The following is a 16,957-nucleotide window of genomic DNA, read 5'->3' as shown; positions in this document are numbered from 1 at the left end:
AGAGGACATGTTTGCAACAGAGCGAATCAAGCTCCGCAAAATGACGGAGCAGGATATCAGCGTCTATCATAAGTGGAGAAATACGCCGGAAGCGATGTACTGGACGAACCCGGCGATGGACGTATACAGCGAGGAGGATACGGCGGGGTTCGTGAGGAATGTCATTCTTGGCTCCACGGCTTCCAAAACCTATGTCATCGCGGATGCGGCGGAAGACAAGCCGATCGGCGTCACTTCGCTTATCGCAATCGATGAGAAGAACCGCAATGCCGAGCTGATTATCGATATCGGCGAGCCGGAGTACTGGGGGAAGGGATACGGACGGGAGGCGCTCTCGCTGCTGTTGCGCTACGCCTTCCGCGAGCTGAATCTCCACCGCGTGTCGCTGCGGGTGTTCAGCTTCAATGCAAGAGCCATCGCCTTGTACGAGAAGACGGGCTTCCGCCGGGAAGGCGTCTCCCGGGAAGCGTTGTACCGCGACGGAGCGTGGCATCATATTATTCATATGGGCATCCTGCAATCGGAGTTCACGGACTGAGCCGGCGGCCGGAACCGCAGCTTGCGGGGAACCGGGATGTCTGCTTGACAGGGCACGTGAAGTGGAAGCTTAACGTGATGGCAGCCTGACGGAAGGGGAGAGAACACCCTGCCGTCAGGCTGCTTTTTCCTCTGCGCGAAAATGGGATCAGGAGCAAGCCTGCGAAGCTTGGAGCTGCTCGTATTTCGCGACATATTTGAGCACCGTGTCGATATAGGCCGCATGCGACCAAGTAAGCGGAGCGACCGACACGGGGCTTCCGTCATACGGATCGAGCTGTTCCGGAAGCAGACCGCTCGGCAGGCTGTGATCAGCGACCCAGCGGAGCGTGCGGCGCGCTGATGCGAGCTGTTCGAGCGAGGTCGCGATCGCGATGTCATAGCAAGCGAACCAGAGCGTGCAGATGATCCACGGGTTGCCGGGCGCCACCTCCATGTCGGAGCAGCGCTGGAAATAATAGTCGCCCCAATAACGCGCGATTCCGCCTGTGGCGCTGCGCACCGACAAGGCCTCTCTCAAGGAGCGCATCGTCGAGGCGACGCGCGGATCGTCCGGCGGCAGCACGCCGAAGGCGTAGATGCCGAAGATGCTGCTCTCGGGCGTCATGTCCTGCCGCCATTGGCCGTCTACCCGGTGCAGCCCGCGCGCGAACCGGCCGTGTTCCTCGTTCCACAGATGCCGCAGCATTCCGGCCTTGATCTCCTCCGCTCCCCGCGCATAGGCGTCGGAGCGCTCGTCGTCGCCGAACAGGGCGGCGAAGCGTGCGGCCGCCGTCAAGCCTCCGTACACGGCGGCGGAGGTGAAGGTGAAGATGCCGTACCGCTCTTCCCACAGATCGTAGCTCGGGCGGGGAAGGCCGAGGCGGTCGTCGCAATATTCGAGCAGGAAGCGCGCCGCCTTGCGGATGAAGGTGCGGTAGAGCGATTGCGGCAATTCGATATCTTCATGGAGCTCATAATCTTGCCAGAGCGCGTGCAGAACGAGCGCCGTCTCATCCTCCTGAATGGGAAGCTGCTCCTGGCCGTCATGCAAATACGGATGCCAGCTGGAGCCGACCGTCCCGTCCGGATTGTATTTATGAAGCAGATAACCATCTTCGGTCAAGGCGTCCGCACAGAAGCGGAAAAAAGGGGCGATCATGCCGTGATAGCCCGCGGCGGACATCGCCTGCGCGACAAGCGCGCCGTCTCTCGGCCACATGTAGCTGTAATGATCGCGGTTGAACTGCATGATGTCCGTATCATTGGCGGCGATAATCGCGCCGTTCACGTCCGTCTGGCTGCGGACCGCCAGCAGGCTCTGCTTGTATAGCCGCACGAGATCCGGCTCCAGATCGGCGAACGGCTTGCTCCGCTTGTTCGCCCAGCGCTGCCAATAGGTCCGCACCCGATCGATCAGCCTCCCGGGGTGGCTGTCGGCCACATAGCGGTCCAGACGCTTCACCTCTTCCAACCGGCTCCCGGCGCTGAACCAGTAATAGGCTTCCCGCGTCTCGCCGCCCGGGACGATCAGGCGCAGGCTGAACGTGCTGTCCACCGAGCCTTGCGCGATCGGATTGCCCATCAGATGGCCGTCCTCCGCATCCTTCCACGTTCCTTCGGCCTGATGGAACCGCTTGATCCCGGTCGTATACTCGTGGGTTCCGGCCGTCGTTCCCTCCGCTTGGGCGGAGCAGCCGTTGAACATGAAGTAGCTGTTTTTTTTGTAGTGGAACAGGGCCCGGTTATCGGGGTAGTACGCGGCGGTATCTCCCACCTCGGTCTCGTTAATGGCCAGATCCTGATGAAAAAAAATCCGAATCTCCCGCGCCCTATCCGCCTCATTCCGCAATTGAACGCGCCGCAGAAAGATGTTTTCCCGCTGGTGGACCGCATCGTTGATCCGCAGCATCAAGCCGAGGCCGTCATGCCAGGCCTCGACCTCGGTCACGAGGGAGTCTTCGGCATAGGCCGGCCTGACGCGCCAGGCGCCGTCCTCCAGCCAACTGAACCGGCCGTCCGCCCAGAGGCCGGTGCGGCAGCGGTAGCCGCCGACATGATTGACCTGCCCGACATAGGGATAATAGATATCCCGGATATTGCATCGATCGTCCAGGTTGACAAGGAACTTGCCGTTGCCTACGACAAGGGGTCTCGGCATCGTATCACTTCCTTATAAGAAGCTGCGTCTTCGCCAGCCGGTTCGCATACTGCCGGGCCAGGCGGCGCGCGGTATCCATGCTGTCCGCCTGGGCGACGATCTGGAAGCGGGGCTCCTCGGCGTCGGGCAGGATCAGGATCCATCCGTCCTCGGCCTGAAGCCGGATGCCATCGAGCAATTCGGCCCGATGCTTCCCTTGCCGCACCCATTCGGTGATGCCCCGCAGCAGCGGCCCGGTCTCCTCCCGGCGGCACAGAATCTCCTCCTTCGCCATGCACAGCGAAGGAAGCTGCTCCTGCAGTTCGCGGAGCGTTCTTCCTTCGGCGGCCGCGCATTGGATGAGCAGGCCTGCCGCATACAGCGGATGGGCCCCCGGATGAAGGGGCAGGCCGGAGGTGGCTTCCATCTGGGCGTGGAGATCCTCCTTCGTGCGAACAATGTCCAGCAGACTCCCTTCGGCGGCGGCTTCGACGGCGGCGGACGCGCTGACCGGGATGCCCAGAGAAGCCCGGACGCCGCGCAAGGCCAGTGCCCGCACCATCAGCGGAAGCAGCGCTTCCGGTTCATGCAGGCCGCCGTCCGGCGTCATGACCTGCAGCCGATCGCCGGCGTCCCAGACGATGCCGAAGTCGGCTTCGAGGCGGCGGAGCTGCTCCATCACAGCGGCAGGGCTCGACGTCTCCGCCCGGAGATGGATTCGGGTTCCGCCGAGCATGGCGGCCCAGGCCTCGATCTCGGGCGCGTGAGCGGCAGGAGCGTGCAGGACGAAGGTGTAGTTCGCCGCCGCGATCGACTCCAGATCCAGCTCGCGCTGCAGCGCCGCGATATAATCCGCCCGAGCGTGGGCATACGGCTCGAGTCTGCCCAGCCGATCGACCGCGCCCCTTGCATAATCCTCCTGGAAGTAGGCCTGCTCGATTTTGCGCCCGGCAGCGCTGGAGAGGGGCCGCCCCTCGGCATCCATCCAGCAGAGGACGCCCCGCTCGGGGCCGCCCCCTGCGGCCGGCGGGCGCAGCCCGATATGCACCGCCCCGGCTGCGCCGAGCTTCCGGATCGCGTACCGGGCGCAGGCCGCCGACACTTCGCCGATGTCGGTCACATGCACGCCGGCGGATCGGAGCCCGGCGGCGAACGCGGTCTGGAGCAGGGCATCGAAGTCATGCGGGCCGCGGGCCAGCACGACGGACGACCCCGCCGGCAGCGCCGAGCCATAGGCGGCCGCAAGCTCTCCCGCGAAGGCGGGCGTCAGATCCGCGTTCGGCGTGCCGCAGACGAGGCTCCCGCGGAAGAGGGAGGCCGGCGCGTCCTCGCTCCAGATCAGCGAGGCGTTGACGGTGCGCAGGCGGTCGACGCGCTTCCCCGGCCACAGCTTGACCTCCGGCCGGATGACCGACTTGTCGCCGAGCGCGCAGCCGCTCCCGATGACCGCTCCTTCTAGTATGCGGACGTCCTGCCCGACCTGCGTCCGATCCATGATCAGCGCTTCCTGCAGTTCGGCGCGGCTGCCGATGCTGCAGCCGTTCCAGACGATGCTGCGCTCCAGTGCGCCGTGCGGGTAGACGACATTGCCCGAACCGAGAATCGTATACGGGCCGATGGAGCAGGAAGGGTGAAGGGTGGAGCCCGCGCCGATGTAGGACGGTCCGATCAGCCGGATTCTCGACGGCAGCCGCACGCCCTGCTCGACGAACAGGCCCGGCATCGGTTCGGCCGCCTGAATGCGGACGGCGACTTTGCGATCGAGCATGTCGTACTGCGTCTGGCGGTACTGCTGAAGCGTCCCGATGTCGGACCAGTATCCTTCGGCCGCATAGCCGTAGAGCGGCTGCCCTTCCTCCAGCAGCCGCGGGAAGAGCTGGAGACTGAAGTCGTAGCTGATGCCGTCCGGAATGCGTTCCAGCAGCTCCGGCTCCAAAATGTAAATGCCCGTATTGACCGTATCGCTGAATACCTCGCTCCAGCCCGGCTTTTCCAGGAAGCGGGTCACCCGCCCCTCCTCGTCGGTCATGACGACCCCGTATTCGAGCGGAGAGGCGACGCGCGCCATCACCATCGTGGCAATCGCCCGCTTCTGCCGATGAAATGCGATCGCGTCCCGCAGATCGAAGTCGGTCAGCGCGTCTCCGCTGATGACCAGGAACGTCTCGTCGAGGAAGGAAGCGGCATGCTTGACGCTGCCCGCGGTCCCGAGCGGACTCTCCTCCTCGAAGTAATGGAGTCTCACGCCGAAGTCAGACCCGTCGCCGAAATAATTGCGAATGACCTCGGGAAGATACTGCACCGTCACGCCGATCTCGTAAATTTCGCAGCGCCGCAGCAGATCCAGCGCATATTCCATGCAGGGCCGGTTCAAGAGCGGGACCATCGGTTTCGGGGTATGCAGCGTGAGCGGGCGCAGCCGGGTACCTTTGCCTCCGGCCATAATTACGGCTTTCATCAGGGACTCACTCCTTCGTATACTTCTCTCGTCGAGGCGGCGATGGCGCGCCAGTCGTAATGCCGGCGCACGGTTCGGACGGCTTCCGCGGCCATGCGGGAGGCCCGTTCCGGATGAAGCAGCAGATCGGTCACATGCCAGGCCAGCGATTCGACCTGCCCGGGCAGCGCCTTGTAGCCGTCGACCCCGTGGCGGATGATCTCGCCGAGCCCGCCGGTGTCGGAGACGACGACCGGGGTGCCGAAGCGCATCGCTTCGAGGGCGACGATGCCGAACGGTTCGTACAGGCTGGGGAAAACGCAGACACGGGCCGCCCGTATGTATGCGTCGCGCGTCTCATCGTCCACGAAGCCGAGCAGACGGACCTGCCCCGCGAGCCCGCGAGCCTCGATCCGGGCGGACAGCTCCTGCTTCATCGGTCCCGTTCCCGCGATGAGAAGCTTCGCGCCGGGCACGGCTTCCCGAATCTGCGGCATCGCATCGATCAGCACGTGAACGCCTTTCTCGTAGACGAGCCGGCCGACAAAGAACAGCATCGGACCGTAGGCTTCCGATTCATGCGCCGGAGGGAACGCCGTCCGCTCCATCTGTCTGGAAGGAGCTTCGCCGTCCTCCTCCTCCTGCATGGCGACTCCGTTCGGAATCATCGAGATGCGGCTGGGCGGCAGCTCGAAAATCCGCTGCACCTCGTCCTGCATGGCCGAGCTGCAGACGATGACATGATCGGATTCCGCGGCGAGCCGCTGCTCCATGCCGTGAATCCGGCGCTGCAGCCCGCTCTCGATCCGCCCGTGGTTACGCCCGTATTCCGTCGCGTGGATCGTGCTGATGAGCGGCCAGCCGTATGTTTCCTTCAGATCGTGTGCCGCCGGATAGACGAGCCAATCATGCGCATGCATATAATCGAAGCCCAAGCCTTCCCGCACGAGCGCATCCGCGCTGTCGCTCAGGGCAGCGTTCATCTGGAAGACCCAATCCATGAACGCGGGAGGAGTTAGCGGAGCCAGCATCGCCGCGCGGTGGACATGGACGCCGTCCATCCGTTCGTACGCCGGAGAGCCGGGGACCTCGCGGGTCAGGACATGCACTTCGCAATCCCTGCGCGCCAGATGGCGCGACAGGTCGTAGACGGCGCGCGACAGCCCCCCGACGACGAGCGGCGGGAACTCCCACGCAAGCATCAGCACCCGCGCGGCCGGAACCGGGTCGTCCCTCCGGACGAAGCGCCGCTCCGCGGCGCTCTCCGCCTCGCCGCGGAGCAGCGTCCGGTAATCGAGTCCCGGAAAGCACGGATAGTCCGCTTCCCACTGGCGGAGAAGCTCTGCCTCCTCCTGCCCCTCCATGACGGCGTCCAGCAGAATCCGGCAGCGGCGCAGATGCTCCCGTGTCCGCGCTGCCGCATATTCCGCCACCGTGCCGGCATCGATAATGAACGCCCAATCGCTGCTTGCGGCAAGCATCCATTCCTTCAGCGCCCGGTTCATCATGCCGTCGAGCACCGGATGCGGACCGGCCTGCTTGCGGAGCCGTTCCGAGGCCTGCAGCAACCGGTCCTCCGCTTCATGCAGCAGCGGATAGATCCAATCGCCGCGCTCCTGCAGCCATACTTCGCCGTAACCTCCGCGGCCCCAGCTTCCGAACGGAAGCTCGGCCTCGGGCGACGGCGCCAGCTCCGCTTCGGCATGCGCCTCCCCCAGCGTGACGAAGGCGAGACCGCTCGCCTGCCCCGATTGCCGGTCATGCAGCTCCCGGAAGAGGGCTTCGAGCCAGAGCGGCCCTTCGTACCACCAATGGCCGAACAGCTCCGCATCGTAAGGACAGACCGCGACGGGGATCCGGTCCATGACGGCCCCGGCCTCCCGAAGCTGCCGCTCGCGGCAGTCGAGGAAGTGGCGCGCATGCTCCTGGGCCTTGGCCAGAGCCCGATCCGGACAATACGGCGCCTTGGCCGCCTGCGCTCCGGTAATCCGGTAATATTTAAACCCCGTATTGAGCCGGCTCCCGTCCTCCAGCAGATAGGGGCGGATATAGTTCCACTCGGCTTCGTCATGCCAGCCGAGGTCGAAGCCGATATCCCGGTAATATTCCCGGTAGTCGGCATCGCCGGGATAGCCCTCGCGGCTGCTCCACACTTGCCGGGACGACTCGGGATCCCCCGCGAAGGCAGCGATGCCCCCCGTCGTCATGACAGGAGCGTACGGCAGGGCGGGCGGAGCCGGGTTCGCCTTCGCCCAGGTATCGTACGCCACGGCGACGTAGCGGATGCCGCAGGCCTGGAGCTGGCGCGCGAGGGCCGGGGAATAGGCGCATTCGGGCAGCCACAGCCCCGCCGGCCGCCGGCCGAGATGGCGCTCCGCTTCCTGAAGCCCGGCCTCCAATTGGGCGCGAACCAGCTTCTCCTGCTTCACGTAAGGTAGGAAGGCGTGGGTCGCGGCGCTGGTGATGCACTCCAGATAGCCCCGCTCCATATAATGGCGGAACCCGCCGATGAGACGCCCCTCCCAATCCCGGTACAGCGCTTGGTACCGCCGCCAGCGCTCCAGATACATGGCGGCGGCTTGCCGCAGCGGGCCCTCTGCCGACAGCCGCTCGATCTCGGAGGAAGCGAGGCGGATGGATTGGGCCAGATGCGCTTCGAACCGTTCGTGAAGGCGGCGGTCCTCCATCATGGCAAGTAAAGTGGGGGAGAGCGAGATCGTCAGCCGGAACGGGACGCCGTCCCGCTCAAGCTGTTGGAACCGATCCAGCAGCGGAAGGTACGTCTCCATCACGGCTTCGAAGTACCACCGCTCCTCCAGCGTGCCGCTGCGATCCGGATGGCGCACATAGGGCAGATGGGCATGGAGAAGAAGAGCGATCCGGCCCGTCTGGGCGGAGGAGGTACGCTTGCAATGCGGAACAGTTGTGCTCATGCGTGGACTCCTTCATGCTTGGAATATAGCGTATATACGGAAAATTGCTCGAACAGAGAGCCGCCCCCGGCCTTGGGCGCCATGATTCCGGGTGACGCGGGATGGAGCCGGGCCGAATGGGAATAGGCATGCGCGGCCATTGGGATGCATAGAATGGAAGAACGGACAAGCGGCACGAAATGGGAGTCGTCATCCAGAATGCCGAAATCGGCCGCATGGGCTCCTCCGGGCAGCACGGGACGAAGATATGCCGAAGCCGCTTCCTGTTTCTGGACTCTGGAATCGCGGCAATCGTGAAAGGGAAGCGGCGAATCCCCGCTCCCGGACTGCAGCCGTTCAGGGAGCGGCGCGGCGTAGAGGCGGATGTTTTTCCTCATCTCGCCCCAGGGGAGCCCGTAATGCCGTTCCGCGGCAGCGCGTCTGCGCGGGGAGATATGCCAGTAGGCGAACAGGGTGTCCGGGTCCTTGACCATCAGATGAATGGCGGACGGGCGTTCGCGGGTCGAATGGGAAAGGTCATTGCGAATAGAAATAAGATGGCCCTCCTTTCGGTAATATAGGGGTGAAAACGGACGATAAAACGGATGATAATCGGACCACACCCTAATACTATCCGACTGTAAACCAGAATATTCCAAATTAAAAAGGGGATAAACAAGTGTTTCATTTTCGCGGCCAAAAGGTATACATACATGAAGGGCCCTAATTTGATCTGCTGCCCCCATCGACAGATAAGGCTCTTTGACCGCTTGCTTCCGTGCGCGAGCGAACCGTTAACTGGACGACATCGTCATAGCGATTCTCTGAACGGAGCAGCCGCTCGTACCAATGCGGGGAGACGGAGCCATAGGCGTCCGTCCGCCCGGTTGCGTAATGAATATAGAGCTGCCCGTTTGCTTCGTCATACTGGACATAGTCAATCTGCTTCGAACCAATGAACAGCATGTTAGGCTTCATCGGCGAACCCCCCTTGAAGAACGTCAGTGTCACATCTATATGCCGGAAGAGCGGGTGATTAGACGTGACAGGCGTGTGGAGCGGACGTGGGACGTTAGGAGGAACTTCACAGTTGTTGAAGGAATTAACGGCTTCCTTATCGAATAAGCTAACAAGACGACGGAGAGATGACCGTATTCAGAAGCCTTGCATTGATGCCGAGGAGGGAGAACATGAGTTTCTGTTGTGGAGCAAGCATGATCGGAACGAAGGGCACGCTTCAGCATTACCGCACTCGCATACAAAATGTTCCCCTGTTGCTGTGTCCGGTGTGCCACCGTATCGAGGTGCATTTTCTCGTGGAAAATGAGTACGAAATCCTGGCGGAGTATGCTCAAAGCGATGGGGTGGAGGAGGTGAATTTCAAGGACTACGTCTCGACGGACGACAGTCAGCTGTTCGAGAACTGCATTAACCATGAGAATGACGATCCGCTCGAGCTGGTGCGGAATCAAATCGACAATGCGCTCGATTTGCTGGCATTGGCCAAGCAGTGGAAGGATACGCAATGGGAATCGCAGCTGAAGCGGCGACTCGCTCTCATGAGCCGGCGCAAGGCGCAGCTCATGAAGCAGTAGCAGAACAGGATGGGAGCCGGGCTAATGGATGAGATCGACATAGGGGAAGGCGACACGCGGTCGTTCGGGACCGTCGCAGGCACAGCTGCGATGACGGGGCATCGATACCTGGCCGGGTCGCCTTTTTAGTATGGGGCCGTGGACACGCATCCTTTAAGTTACTTTTATGGGATACGAGTTTTTTAGTACATTTTCGACATTATCTAGGGTTGACGTTTTTGCCAAAAGTTTACTATGATGGAACTGTTGGAATTGAACTTGCCGAACGGAACAGGTTGCCGTAAATGAGGTGAGTCCCGCATGAATTCGATAAGCGCACAGGAAGAGTGTATACGGTCGGAATGGAAGCTTCGATATGTCAAAGGACTCAGGCGTTATATGCTGTGCGGCGGAATAAGGGAGTTGAACCTTGCACGCGAGACTGCCCGTGCCGCTCCGCTGACTCCGGAGAATGTATGGAGCTTTCACGAGGAAGCTATGTTTACCGTGCAGTCCCATGTTGAGGCGGATGAAGCTATGAAGATGATGCATCGTTCGTTTCTGTATTTCATGGAATGGATTACGGCTAATAAGGCAGAACAGGGAAGCAAGGAGGGGATCACATTGGTACTAGACCCGATTCGCGAACCTTGGTTTCGGTCCGCACAGGCATTGTACTCCACCCAGATGGCGCGCAATAAATATGAAAGTGTGCTTCAGCAAATGGATAGCGGCATAGTATTGTTCGATAGCAGCGGCGTTCTTTCGTTTATCAATGTGGAGGCCGCCAAGCTGCTCGACATTCCCCGCAAGGCGCTCATCGGCTGCAGTCTGCGGGAACTACTGTTCCATCCTCTGATCAAAAAGGACAAGCGTAAAAAAATATTGCGGCTATACAAAGATACCATTTTGACACGTAAGCGCTATCATGAATTCTCTGACCGGAATGACAGGCATTACTTGATTACCGTTACTTACGGGGATCAGATGGATGGCGATTTTTTATTCAGCATCAAGGATGTATCGGATTTCAAGCGGATAGAGCAGACGGCGTACCAGAACGACAAGCTGGCGATACTGGGCAAGATTGCGGCGGCCATCGCCCACGAGATACGGAACCCGCTCACGTCGATTCGAGGATTCATCCAACTGCTGCGCCCGCATCTGATGCATCTGGGCAAGGAAGAGTATGCACGAATCATTCTCGCGGAGATCGACCGCGCGAATGACATCATATTTGAATTTCTGAATTCATCCAAACCATCCGCCCCAATGACCTCAGAAGTTCCCATCTCCTCCCTGCTCCGCGAAGTCGTACTCCTTACCGAAAGCGAAGCGTTGATGAAAGGCTGCGAAATCGAGCTGGAAGAGGATCCGCACGGCGACACGCATTACGTCTCGATCGACGTGAAGCAGATTAAGCAGGTCATTTTGAATATTATCCGCAATGCGATTGAAGCGATCGGACACGTGCAGGAAGATCGGCAGGGCCGGATTCGCATCACATCGGAGAAGGAAGGCAGATATGTCGCCATCCGGATACGGGATAATGGAATCGGAATGGAGCAGAAGACGCTGGAGCATCTATTCGACCCCTTTTTCACGACGAAGGCGGAAGGCACCGGCTTGGGGTTGTCGGTCAGTTACCGCATTATTAAAAATCATGGGGGGATTATTGACGTAGACAGCAAGGCGGAAGAATGGACGGAATTCGTCATCAAGCTTCCTTTGGTCACACCGTAATCACCCGAATCAGATCCCGGCGGCACCGTTCAAGGGGAGACAGAAAAAGTCGCCATGGCCATGCCCGAATCATCGAAGATATGATAGTATTAATGCTATGGGCACTTCATTATAAGTAAAAGGGATGATACATACGTGAACTTATCGAATGTAGCTTGGCTGGACAAGGTAACCATTCAGACGGCAGCGAAGGCTGCTGCCGGCATTGAAGCGGACGGCGTCGTCGTCATCGGATCCCGCTCCGAGCTGGAGCAAGCTTCCGGGTTCCCGGGAGCGGAGGCTTGCCAGGCCGCGGTGAAGGCCGGGCTGTTCGAGGCGGGCTGCTGCAAGACGTATGTCGCGGCGACAGGCCAGGAGAAGGCTCCCGTCCTGATTGCGGTCGGCCGCAAGGATGAGGCGCTTACGACGAAGCAGGTACGCCTGATGCTCGCGGAAGCTGCGCGCGAAGCGGTCAAGCTGAAGCTGTCCCGCATCGCGGTAATCGTGCCGGACGAGCTGAAGAAGGCAGCCGGCGAAGAGGCGGCCGCGATGGCGCATGTCATGGTGGAGGGCTTCTTGCTCGGAGCATACCAGCGCGTAACGTACAAGAAAGACGCGAAGCCAATTCACTGCGTTGAAGCATTGACGCTGGCCGGAGAAGGCCTCGACGAGAAGGCCTGGAACGAAGGCGCCGTTCGCGGACAAGCCTATGCGTACGGAACGACCTTCGCGCGCGATCTGACGAATCTGCCCGGCAATGTGCTGTACCCAGGCCGCCTCGCCGAGACGGCGATGGAACTGGCGAAGCAGTTCGGCTTTGAGGCGCATGTGCTGGACGAGAAGGAGATCGAGGCGAAGGGCATGGGCGCTCTGCTGGGCGTCGGCAAAGGCTCGTCCAACCCGCCGCGCATGATCGCCTTGAAATATCAGGGCAAGCCGGAATGGACGGATGTGTGCGGTCTGGTCGGCAAGGGCATTACCTTCGACACCGGCGGCATCTCGCTGAAGCGCTCCGCCAATATGGACGAGATGATCTGCGACATGGGCGGATCCGCGGCCGTGCTGGGCGCGATGGCGGCTATCGGCCGCCTGAAGCCGCAGGTGAACGTGGTCTGCGTCGTCGCTTCGGCCGAAAATATGCCGGCAGGCAACGCGCTGAAGCCGGGAGATGTCCTCACTTCGTACAGCGGACGCACGATTGAAGTGTTGAACACGGATGCGGAAGGCCGCCTCGTGCTGGCGGACGGCATGACGTACGCCAAGGAACTGGGCGCGAGCAAGATTATCGACGCGGCAACCTTGACGGGGGCCGTAGGCGTGGCGCTCGGCAGCATCTCGACGGGAGTCGTGACGAACGACGATGCCTTCTTCGCCCGCTTCCGGGAAGCGGCGGCGCGCACGAACGAATATGTGTGGCAGCTTCCGTCCCACCAGGAATATTGGGATATGCTGAAAAGCGACGTAGCCGACGTGCGCAACGCCATTCCAGGCGGCGCAGGGACGATTACGGGCGGACTGTTCATCGGCACGTTCGCGGACGGTCTGCCATGGATCCACCTCGACATTGCGGGCACGGCCTTCCTGAGCAGCGGCCGCGGGGTCGATCCGAAGGGCGCTACCGGGGTCATGGTCCGCACCATTACTGAATACGTACTGTCGGAGGCGTAAGCCTCTGCCGTTCGACATGACGGGATAGAATAGCCGGGGCCGGCGCAGAGTCGGCCCCGGCTTTTTTTGTGTTTCTGCGGTTCGAGTGCAGGGGAGAGGCGTGGCGGCTCTTGGCTCTTCGCAGGTCCGGATCGAGTGGGGGCCTGCTCCCTCTGCGAATGCCGTCTGGGTATGAGGCGATAGTGCGAGGCAAGCAGGCGGTCTTGTTATGGATGCGGTACGAGTAGGTGGAACTAGTTGGTCTTGTTGCGGATGCAGTACGGGTAGGTGGTACTAATTGGCCTTGTTGCGGATGCAGTACGGGTAGGTGGTACTAATTGGCCTTGTTGCGGGTGCGGTACGGGTAGGTGAAAGTAGTTGGTTTTGTTGCGGATGCGGTACAGGAGGGTGGCGACTAGTTGGTCTCGTGCCAAATACAGTCTGGGGGAGTGACGATGAATTCTTCTCTACACGGATAGGCAAGTTGATGCAAGGCTTTCGCTTTGTGGTGCGTCGCGATTGCTAGGTATCCTGCAAAAATGCAGCATTTTACTGGGTTTTTAGCGAAAAATGATGATATTCCTGCAAAAGTGCAGATTTTTCGCCCTTTTTGCCTCGAATCGATGCTGAATGAGGAAAAATGATGCAGATTTCAGGCTGTTGAGAAAGAAGTTTTGAGCAGGAAAATGGATATTTTTACCGGACGAAAACTGTACCATTTCCCTGGACACGCCCATCCGGCAGTCGAAATCCGCAAAACTCCACGATTTCTCCAGACACGCCGATTCGGTAAGCGAAATCCTGCATAAATACAGCAATTCGATATGGACGACTTTTCCAGAAACGGAATCCTGCAAAATTACAGGAATTTCCCCCGTTTCGCTTCGGTTTGAAGCAAAAGGGCCTAAAATGATGCAGATTTGCAGCAATTCCTCGGGATGTGGACTCATTAAGCCGAAATTCCTGTAAAATAGCAGCAATTTCCTCCGCACGTCCAAGCCCCAGGAGGCAACGATGCTTCCAGCAGGCCGATAATGCTTCCTGAAGGCGATGATGCCCCCAGCATCCGACGCGGTCGCTTGGATCCCGTAAAATCAGGCCATTGCGTAGTCTATGGGACTTTTCACCTGTGATGGATCTCTTCTCCCGGTAGAAAAAATCGATTTAAAACCTTCTGAGAGCCAAAGTTTGGATGAGGAAAATGGACCATCTCCACCCCTTCGCAAAAAACAGGGGTTTTCCAACCGCCTGAGATTTGCAGGAATTCTTTTTTCCAATAGAAGGGGATGAACCAAAACTGCATTATTGCAGCATTCAACGAGTGAGAATTGCCTTATACACCACCAGTAACGAGTCGTACTGTATACCCTTGGATGAGCACTGAACCGCACTGTGCACCATGGATGAACACCGAATCGGACTGTACACCATGGGTGAGCACTGAACCGCACTGTACACCCTTAAATGAGCACCGAACCGCATTGTACACCACCGGAGAAGCAGCGAATCGCATGGTAAAGTGCACGGAACGATTATTGAACGGCGTAGTGCAGAAGCAGGACGAGATCTGAGCTGCGTTGTCGCATGTACGATGGGGACGAATCGTGTGTTCCGCAGTATAAGATTAGTTGAATTCGGCTGTGCGGCGTTGTGTGAACGATTGCCGAAGTGAATGATACGGAAGGGATGGCGGGTGCCGAAGTGCATGATGCGGAAGTGGATGGCGGGTTCCGAAGAGCCGTCGCAAGTGCCTGGCTGGTAAGAGGCTAACACGGTACTAGTACGGGAAGGTAAGTTGCCGAAAAGAAGCCCGTCCATGTCCCGGCAAGCCGCATCTACGGGAGGGGCGACATGCGATCACGATCAGGGAGCCTTATGTGCTGCCTCCGCGAAAAAGAAAGGGAGAGGCGCTTGGCGTCTCTCCCTTTTCCAGTAGGTGAAAAATGTGTGTTATCCCGCAGGCGCATGCGATTGCTTCTTGGCGGGCCGGCGTGCTGCCGGGGGACGGGAGGCCGGCTTGCGCGATTCCAGGGCCGCTTCCCGCCGGGTGATCAGATTGTTGGCGATAAGCGCGCCGACGATAAGGAGCGAGCCGATAATTTCGGCCGCCGAGACCGCGTAGCCCTGGATGACCGAGATAACGAAGGTCGTCGCAGGGACGAAATTAATGAACAGCATGCCGTTCACCGAATTGAGCAGTTGAATGCCCTGTATCCAACTCAGCAGGGCCATCAGCCCGGCGACGACGATCATGAACAGCAGCTCCGGAATGATCCGGACCACCCCGGATGCTTCCGGGACCTCGATGAGGCCGAGAAGCGTCAGGCCGAGGACCGCAGCCATCATCGTCGAGGCTCCGTAGATGCAGGTCAGCGTAGAGAAGCGAAGCGCCGACCAGCCGGAGAATTGGCCGCTGCCGACGGTGAAGACGACCCATCCGATAACGCCGGCGAATACCGACAGAAGGGGCAGCAGCTTCAGACCGCCGTTCGCGAAGGCGGTGAAATCGCCCTTCGTAACGACGAAGAGCACGCCGATGAAAGCGACGGCCACGCAGCCCAGGGTCCGGATATTCGGACGCTTGCGGGTCAGCGACCAGACAAGAAGCACGGCGAGCATCGGCATGAACGATTCCATGATCGACGCGAGCAGCACGCCGGATTTGCCCAAGTGATGCTGTCCCCAGAAGACGCCAAAGTTATATACCATAAAAGCGAGTGTTCCCAAACCCCACAGCTTCATGCCATGGCCTTCGGTTCGGAATGCTTTTTTGCCTTCCTTCCAGGCAAGCAGCAGAACCAGCAGCACGGTAACGGCGCTGTAGCGGATGCCGGAGAACCAGAACGGATCGATATGATGCAGCGCGCTCTCGGCGACCGGGAACATCGCTCCCCATGCGATTGCGGAGAACAAACAAAATAAAGCGCCTTTCCAAAAACGGGACTTGCTCATGATGTCATTCACTCCTGTATGCACTATCCGAATTAAAGCAGCTAACCTACATCTTAGTGCGGTCCAGCTATCTTGTAAAACAATTGAAAGTGATTTAAGATATCACTGATAATGATAGCTGAGTCAGCATGAGATCGGAGGGACAAGCCAGCGATGGAAATCAGCGATATACACATTTTTTTGGCTGTCGTCGAGCATGGTAGCGTCAGCCGGGCGGCAGAGGAGATGGGCTATGTCCAGTCCAATGTGACCGCCCGGATTCGCCTGATGGAGCAGGAGATCGGTTATCCGCTCTTCCACCGCCACCGCCGGGGCATGACCTTGAATGCGGAGGGGCGGAAGCTGCTCTGCTATGCGGAGCGAATGGCTTTGCTGATGCAGGAGATGAAGAAGGCATTCCAGGATCCCGATGATCCAGCCGGGTCTCTGCTTATCGGATCGATCGAGACGGTCGTCGGGCTGCCTGATATTCTCAGTCTGTTCTACCGCAATCATCCGAAGGTCGATATTTCTCTTGTGACGGGCGTAACCGAAAAGTTGACCGAAGAGGTGCTTGACTATAATTTGGATGGCGCGTTCGTCTCCGGGCCGGTGAACGCGGCCAATATCGAGATGATTCCGGTGTTCGAGGAGGAACTGGTTCTTATCTGCGGACCGGATGCATCGGAGGGCGAGCCCGGCAAGCCGCTTCCGTTCCGGGAGCTGCTGCATCTGCCGCTGCTCGTCTTCCGGCGCGGCTGCGGATACCGGGCCCAGCTCGAACGATGGCTGCAGCACGAAGGCATTCAGCCGACGAAGGTAATGGAGTTCGGCACGCTGGAGACGATCATCGGGACGGTCGCGGCCGGACTCGGCATCACCGTCGTGCCGCGGGCCGCCGTGAAGAAGCAGGAGGCGGAGGGCACGCTCCGCGTCTTTCCGATCCCGGCCCCGTTCAACAAGGTGTCTGTCGTCTACATCCGCCGGGGAGACTCTTATCTGGGCAGCGTGGAACGGAGGTTTATTGAAGCAATCGGGGCGATTCGAAGCCGGCGAAGCGCGTGAAGCGAACGTGAAC

The 16,957-nt window shown here is 59.8% G+C and carries 12 protein-coding genes; 5 read left to right on the top strand and 7 right to left on the bottom strand.

The window, feature by feature from the left end:
• The first annotated feature begins 7 nt into the window (after positions 1-7).
• Entirely contained in the window at positions 8-538 is a 531-nt protein-coding gene (locus tag L6439_RS20990) for a GNAT family N-acetyltransferase (protein ID WP_172878997.1), read from the top strand.
• A 147-nt stretch (positions 539-685) separates the two neighbouring features.
• Here the strand turns inward: L6439_RS20990 and L6439_RS20985 are convergent, their stop codons facing one another.
• The 5 genes from L6439_RS20985 to L6439_RS20965 form a co-directional block, all read right to left on the bottom strand.
• Positions 686-2,677, bottom strand: a complete 1,992-nt coding sequence (locus L6439_RS20985; RefSeq protein WP_213469190.1) for a glycoside hydrolase family 15 protein — start codon at positions 2,675-2,677, stop codon at positions 686-688.
• Between the two features lie 4 nt (positions 2,678-2,681).
• The gene (locus L6439_RS20980) at positions 2,682-5,114 is read right to left on the bottom strand and encodes a sugar phosphate nucleotidyltransferase (RefSeq protein ID WP_213469189.1); all 2,433 of its coding nucleotides are present in this window, start codon (positions 5,112-5,114) and stop codon (positions 2,682-2,684) included.
• A complete protein-coding gene (locus tag L6439_RS20975) occupies positions 5,114-8,026 on the bottom strand; it encodes a 1,4-alpha-glucan branching protein domain-containing protein (RefSeq protein WP_213469188.1) in 2,913 nt (970 codons plus the stop codon). Before L6439_RS20975 ends, L6439_RS20980 begins: the two co-directional genes overlap by 1 nt.
• On the bottom strand, positions 8,023-8,628 hold the full coding sequence (locus tag L6439_RS20970) for a DUF4912 domain-containing protein (RefSeq protein WP_168181312.1): 606 nt from the start codon (positions 8,626-8,628) through the stop codon (positions 8,023-8,025). Before L6439_RS20970 ends, L6439_RS20975 begins: the two co-directional genes overlap by 4 nt.
• A 100-nt stretch (positions 8,629-8,728) precedes the next feature.
• On the bottom strand, positions 8,729-8,983 hold the full coding sequence (locus tag L6439_RS20965) for a KTSC domain-containing protein (protein ID WP_168181313.1): 255 nt from the start codon (positions 8,981-8,983) through the stop codon (positions 8,729-8,731).
• A gap of 212 nt (positions 8,984-9,195) precedes the next feature.
• Here L6439_RS20965 and L6439_RS20960 point away from each other — a divergent pair, with 212 nt between their 5' ends.
• From L6439_RS20960 to L6439_RS20950, 3 genes are all read left to right on the top strand, one after another.
• On the top strand, positions 9,196-9,600 hold the full coding sequence (locus L6439_RS20960) for a hypothetical protein (protein ID WP_168181314.1): 405 nt from the start codon (positions 9,196-9,198) through the stop codon (positions 9,598-9,600).
• Between the two features lie 549 nt (positions 9,601-10,149).
• Complete coding sequence (locus tag L6439_RS20955) at positions 10,150-11,322, top strand: ATP-binding protein (protein ID WP_374043201.1); 1,173 nt, start codon at positions 10,150-10,152, stop codon at positions 11,320-11,322.
• Positions 11,323-11,457: 135 nt separating this feature from the next.
• Complete coding sequence (locus tag L6439_RS20950; protein ID WP_213469187.1) at positions 11,458-12,969, top strand: leucyl aminopeptidase; 1,512 nt, start codon at positions 11,458-11,460, stop codon at positions 12,967-12,969.
• Between the two features lie 539 nt (positions 12,970-13,508).
• Here the strand turns inward: L6439_RS20950 and L6439_RS20945 are convergent.
• Positions 13,509-13,898: a hypothetical protein gene (locus L6439_RS20945; protein ID WP_213469186.1), complete on the bottom strand. Its 390-nt coding sequence runs from the start codon at positions 13,896-13,898 to the stop codon at positions 13,509-13,511.
• Between the two features lie 1,000 nt (positions 13,899-14,898).
• Positions 14,899-15,900 (bottom strand): DMT family transporter, encoded by a 1,002-nt coding sequence (locus L6439_RS20940; protein WP_168182328.1) that lies wholly within the window; start codon positions 15,898-15,900, stop codon positions 14,899-14,901.
• 153 nt (positions 15,901-16,053) lie between these two features.
• Between L6439_RS20940 and L6439_RS20935 the strand changes: the two genes are divergently transcribed.
• Positions 16,054-16,944: a LysR family transcriptional regulator gene (locus tag L6439_RS20935; protein WP_213469185.1), complete on the top strand. Its 891-nt coding sequence runs from the start codon at positions 16,054-16,056 to the stop codon at positions 16,942-16,944.
• The last annotated feature ends 13 nt before the right edge of the window (positions 16,945-16,957 follow it).

Origin of the sequence: Paenibacillus dendritiformis (genome assembly GCF_021654795.1) — a bacterium.
Lineage (GTDB): Bacteria > Bacillota > Bacilli > Paenibacillales > Paenibacillaceae > Paenibacillus_B.
This window is presented reverse-complemented; position numbering and strand designations above follow the sequence as displayed.

What these genes read in the sequence shown, in the direction of transcription:
- L6439_RS20990 (WP_172878997.1), top strand. Translation starts at nt 8, where the DNA reads ATGTTTGCAACAGAGCGAATCAAGCTCCGCAAAATGACGGAGCAGGAT.
- L6439_RS20985 (WP_213469190.1), bottom strand. Translation starts at nt 2,677, where the DNA reads ATGCCGAGACCCCTTGTCGTAGGCAACGGCAAGTTCCTTGTCAACCTG.
- L6439_RS20980 (WP_213469189.1), bottom strand. Translation starts at nt 5,114, where the DNA reads ATGAAAGCCGTAATTATGGCCGGAGGCAAAGGTACCCGGCTGCGCCCG.
- L6439_RS20975 (WP_213469188.1), bottom strand. Translation starts at nt 8,026, where the DNA reads ATGAGCACAACTGTTCCGCATTGCAAGCGTACCTCCTCCGCCCAGACG.
- L6439_RS20965 (WP_168181313.1), bottom strand. Translation starts at nt 8,983, where the DNA reads ATGAAGCCTAACATGCTGTTCATTGGTTCGAAGCAGATTGACTATGTC.
- L6439_RS20960 (WP_168181314.1), top strand. Translation starts at nt 9,196, where the DNA reads ATGAGTTTCTGTTGTGGAGCAAGCATGATCGGAACGAAGGGCACGCTT.
- L6439_RS20955 (WP_374043201.1), top strand. Translation starts at nt 10,150, where the DNA reads ATGGAATGGATTACGGCTAATAAGGCAGAACAGGGAAGCAAGGAGGGG.
- L6439_RS20945 (WP_213469186.1), bottom strand. Translation starts at nt 13,898, where the DNA reads ATGAGTCCACATCCCGAGGAATTGCTGCAAATCTGCATCATTTTAGGC.
- L6439_RS20940 (WP_168182328.1), bottom strand. Translation starts at nt 15,900, where the DNA reads ATGAGCAAGTCCCGTTTTTGGAAAGGCGCTTTATTTTGTTTGTTCTCC.
- L6439_RS20935 (WP_213469185.1), top strand. Translation starts at nt 16,054, where the DNA reads ATGGAAATCAGCGATATACACATTTTTTTGGCTGTCGTCGAGCATGGT.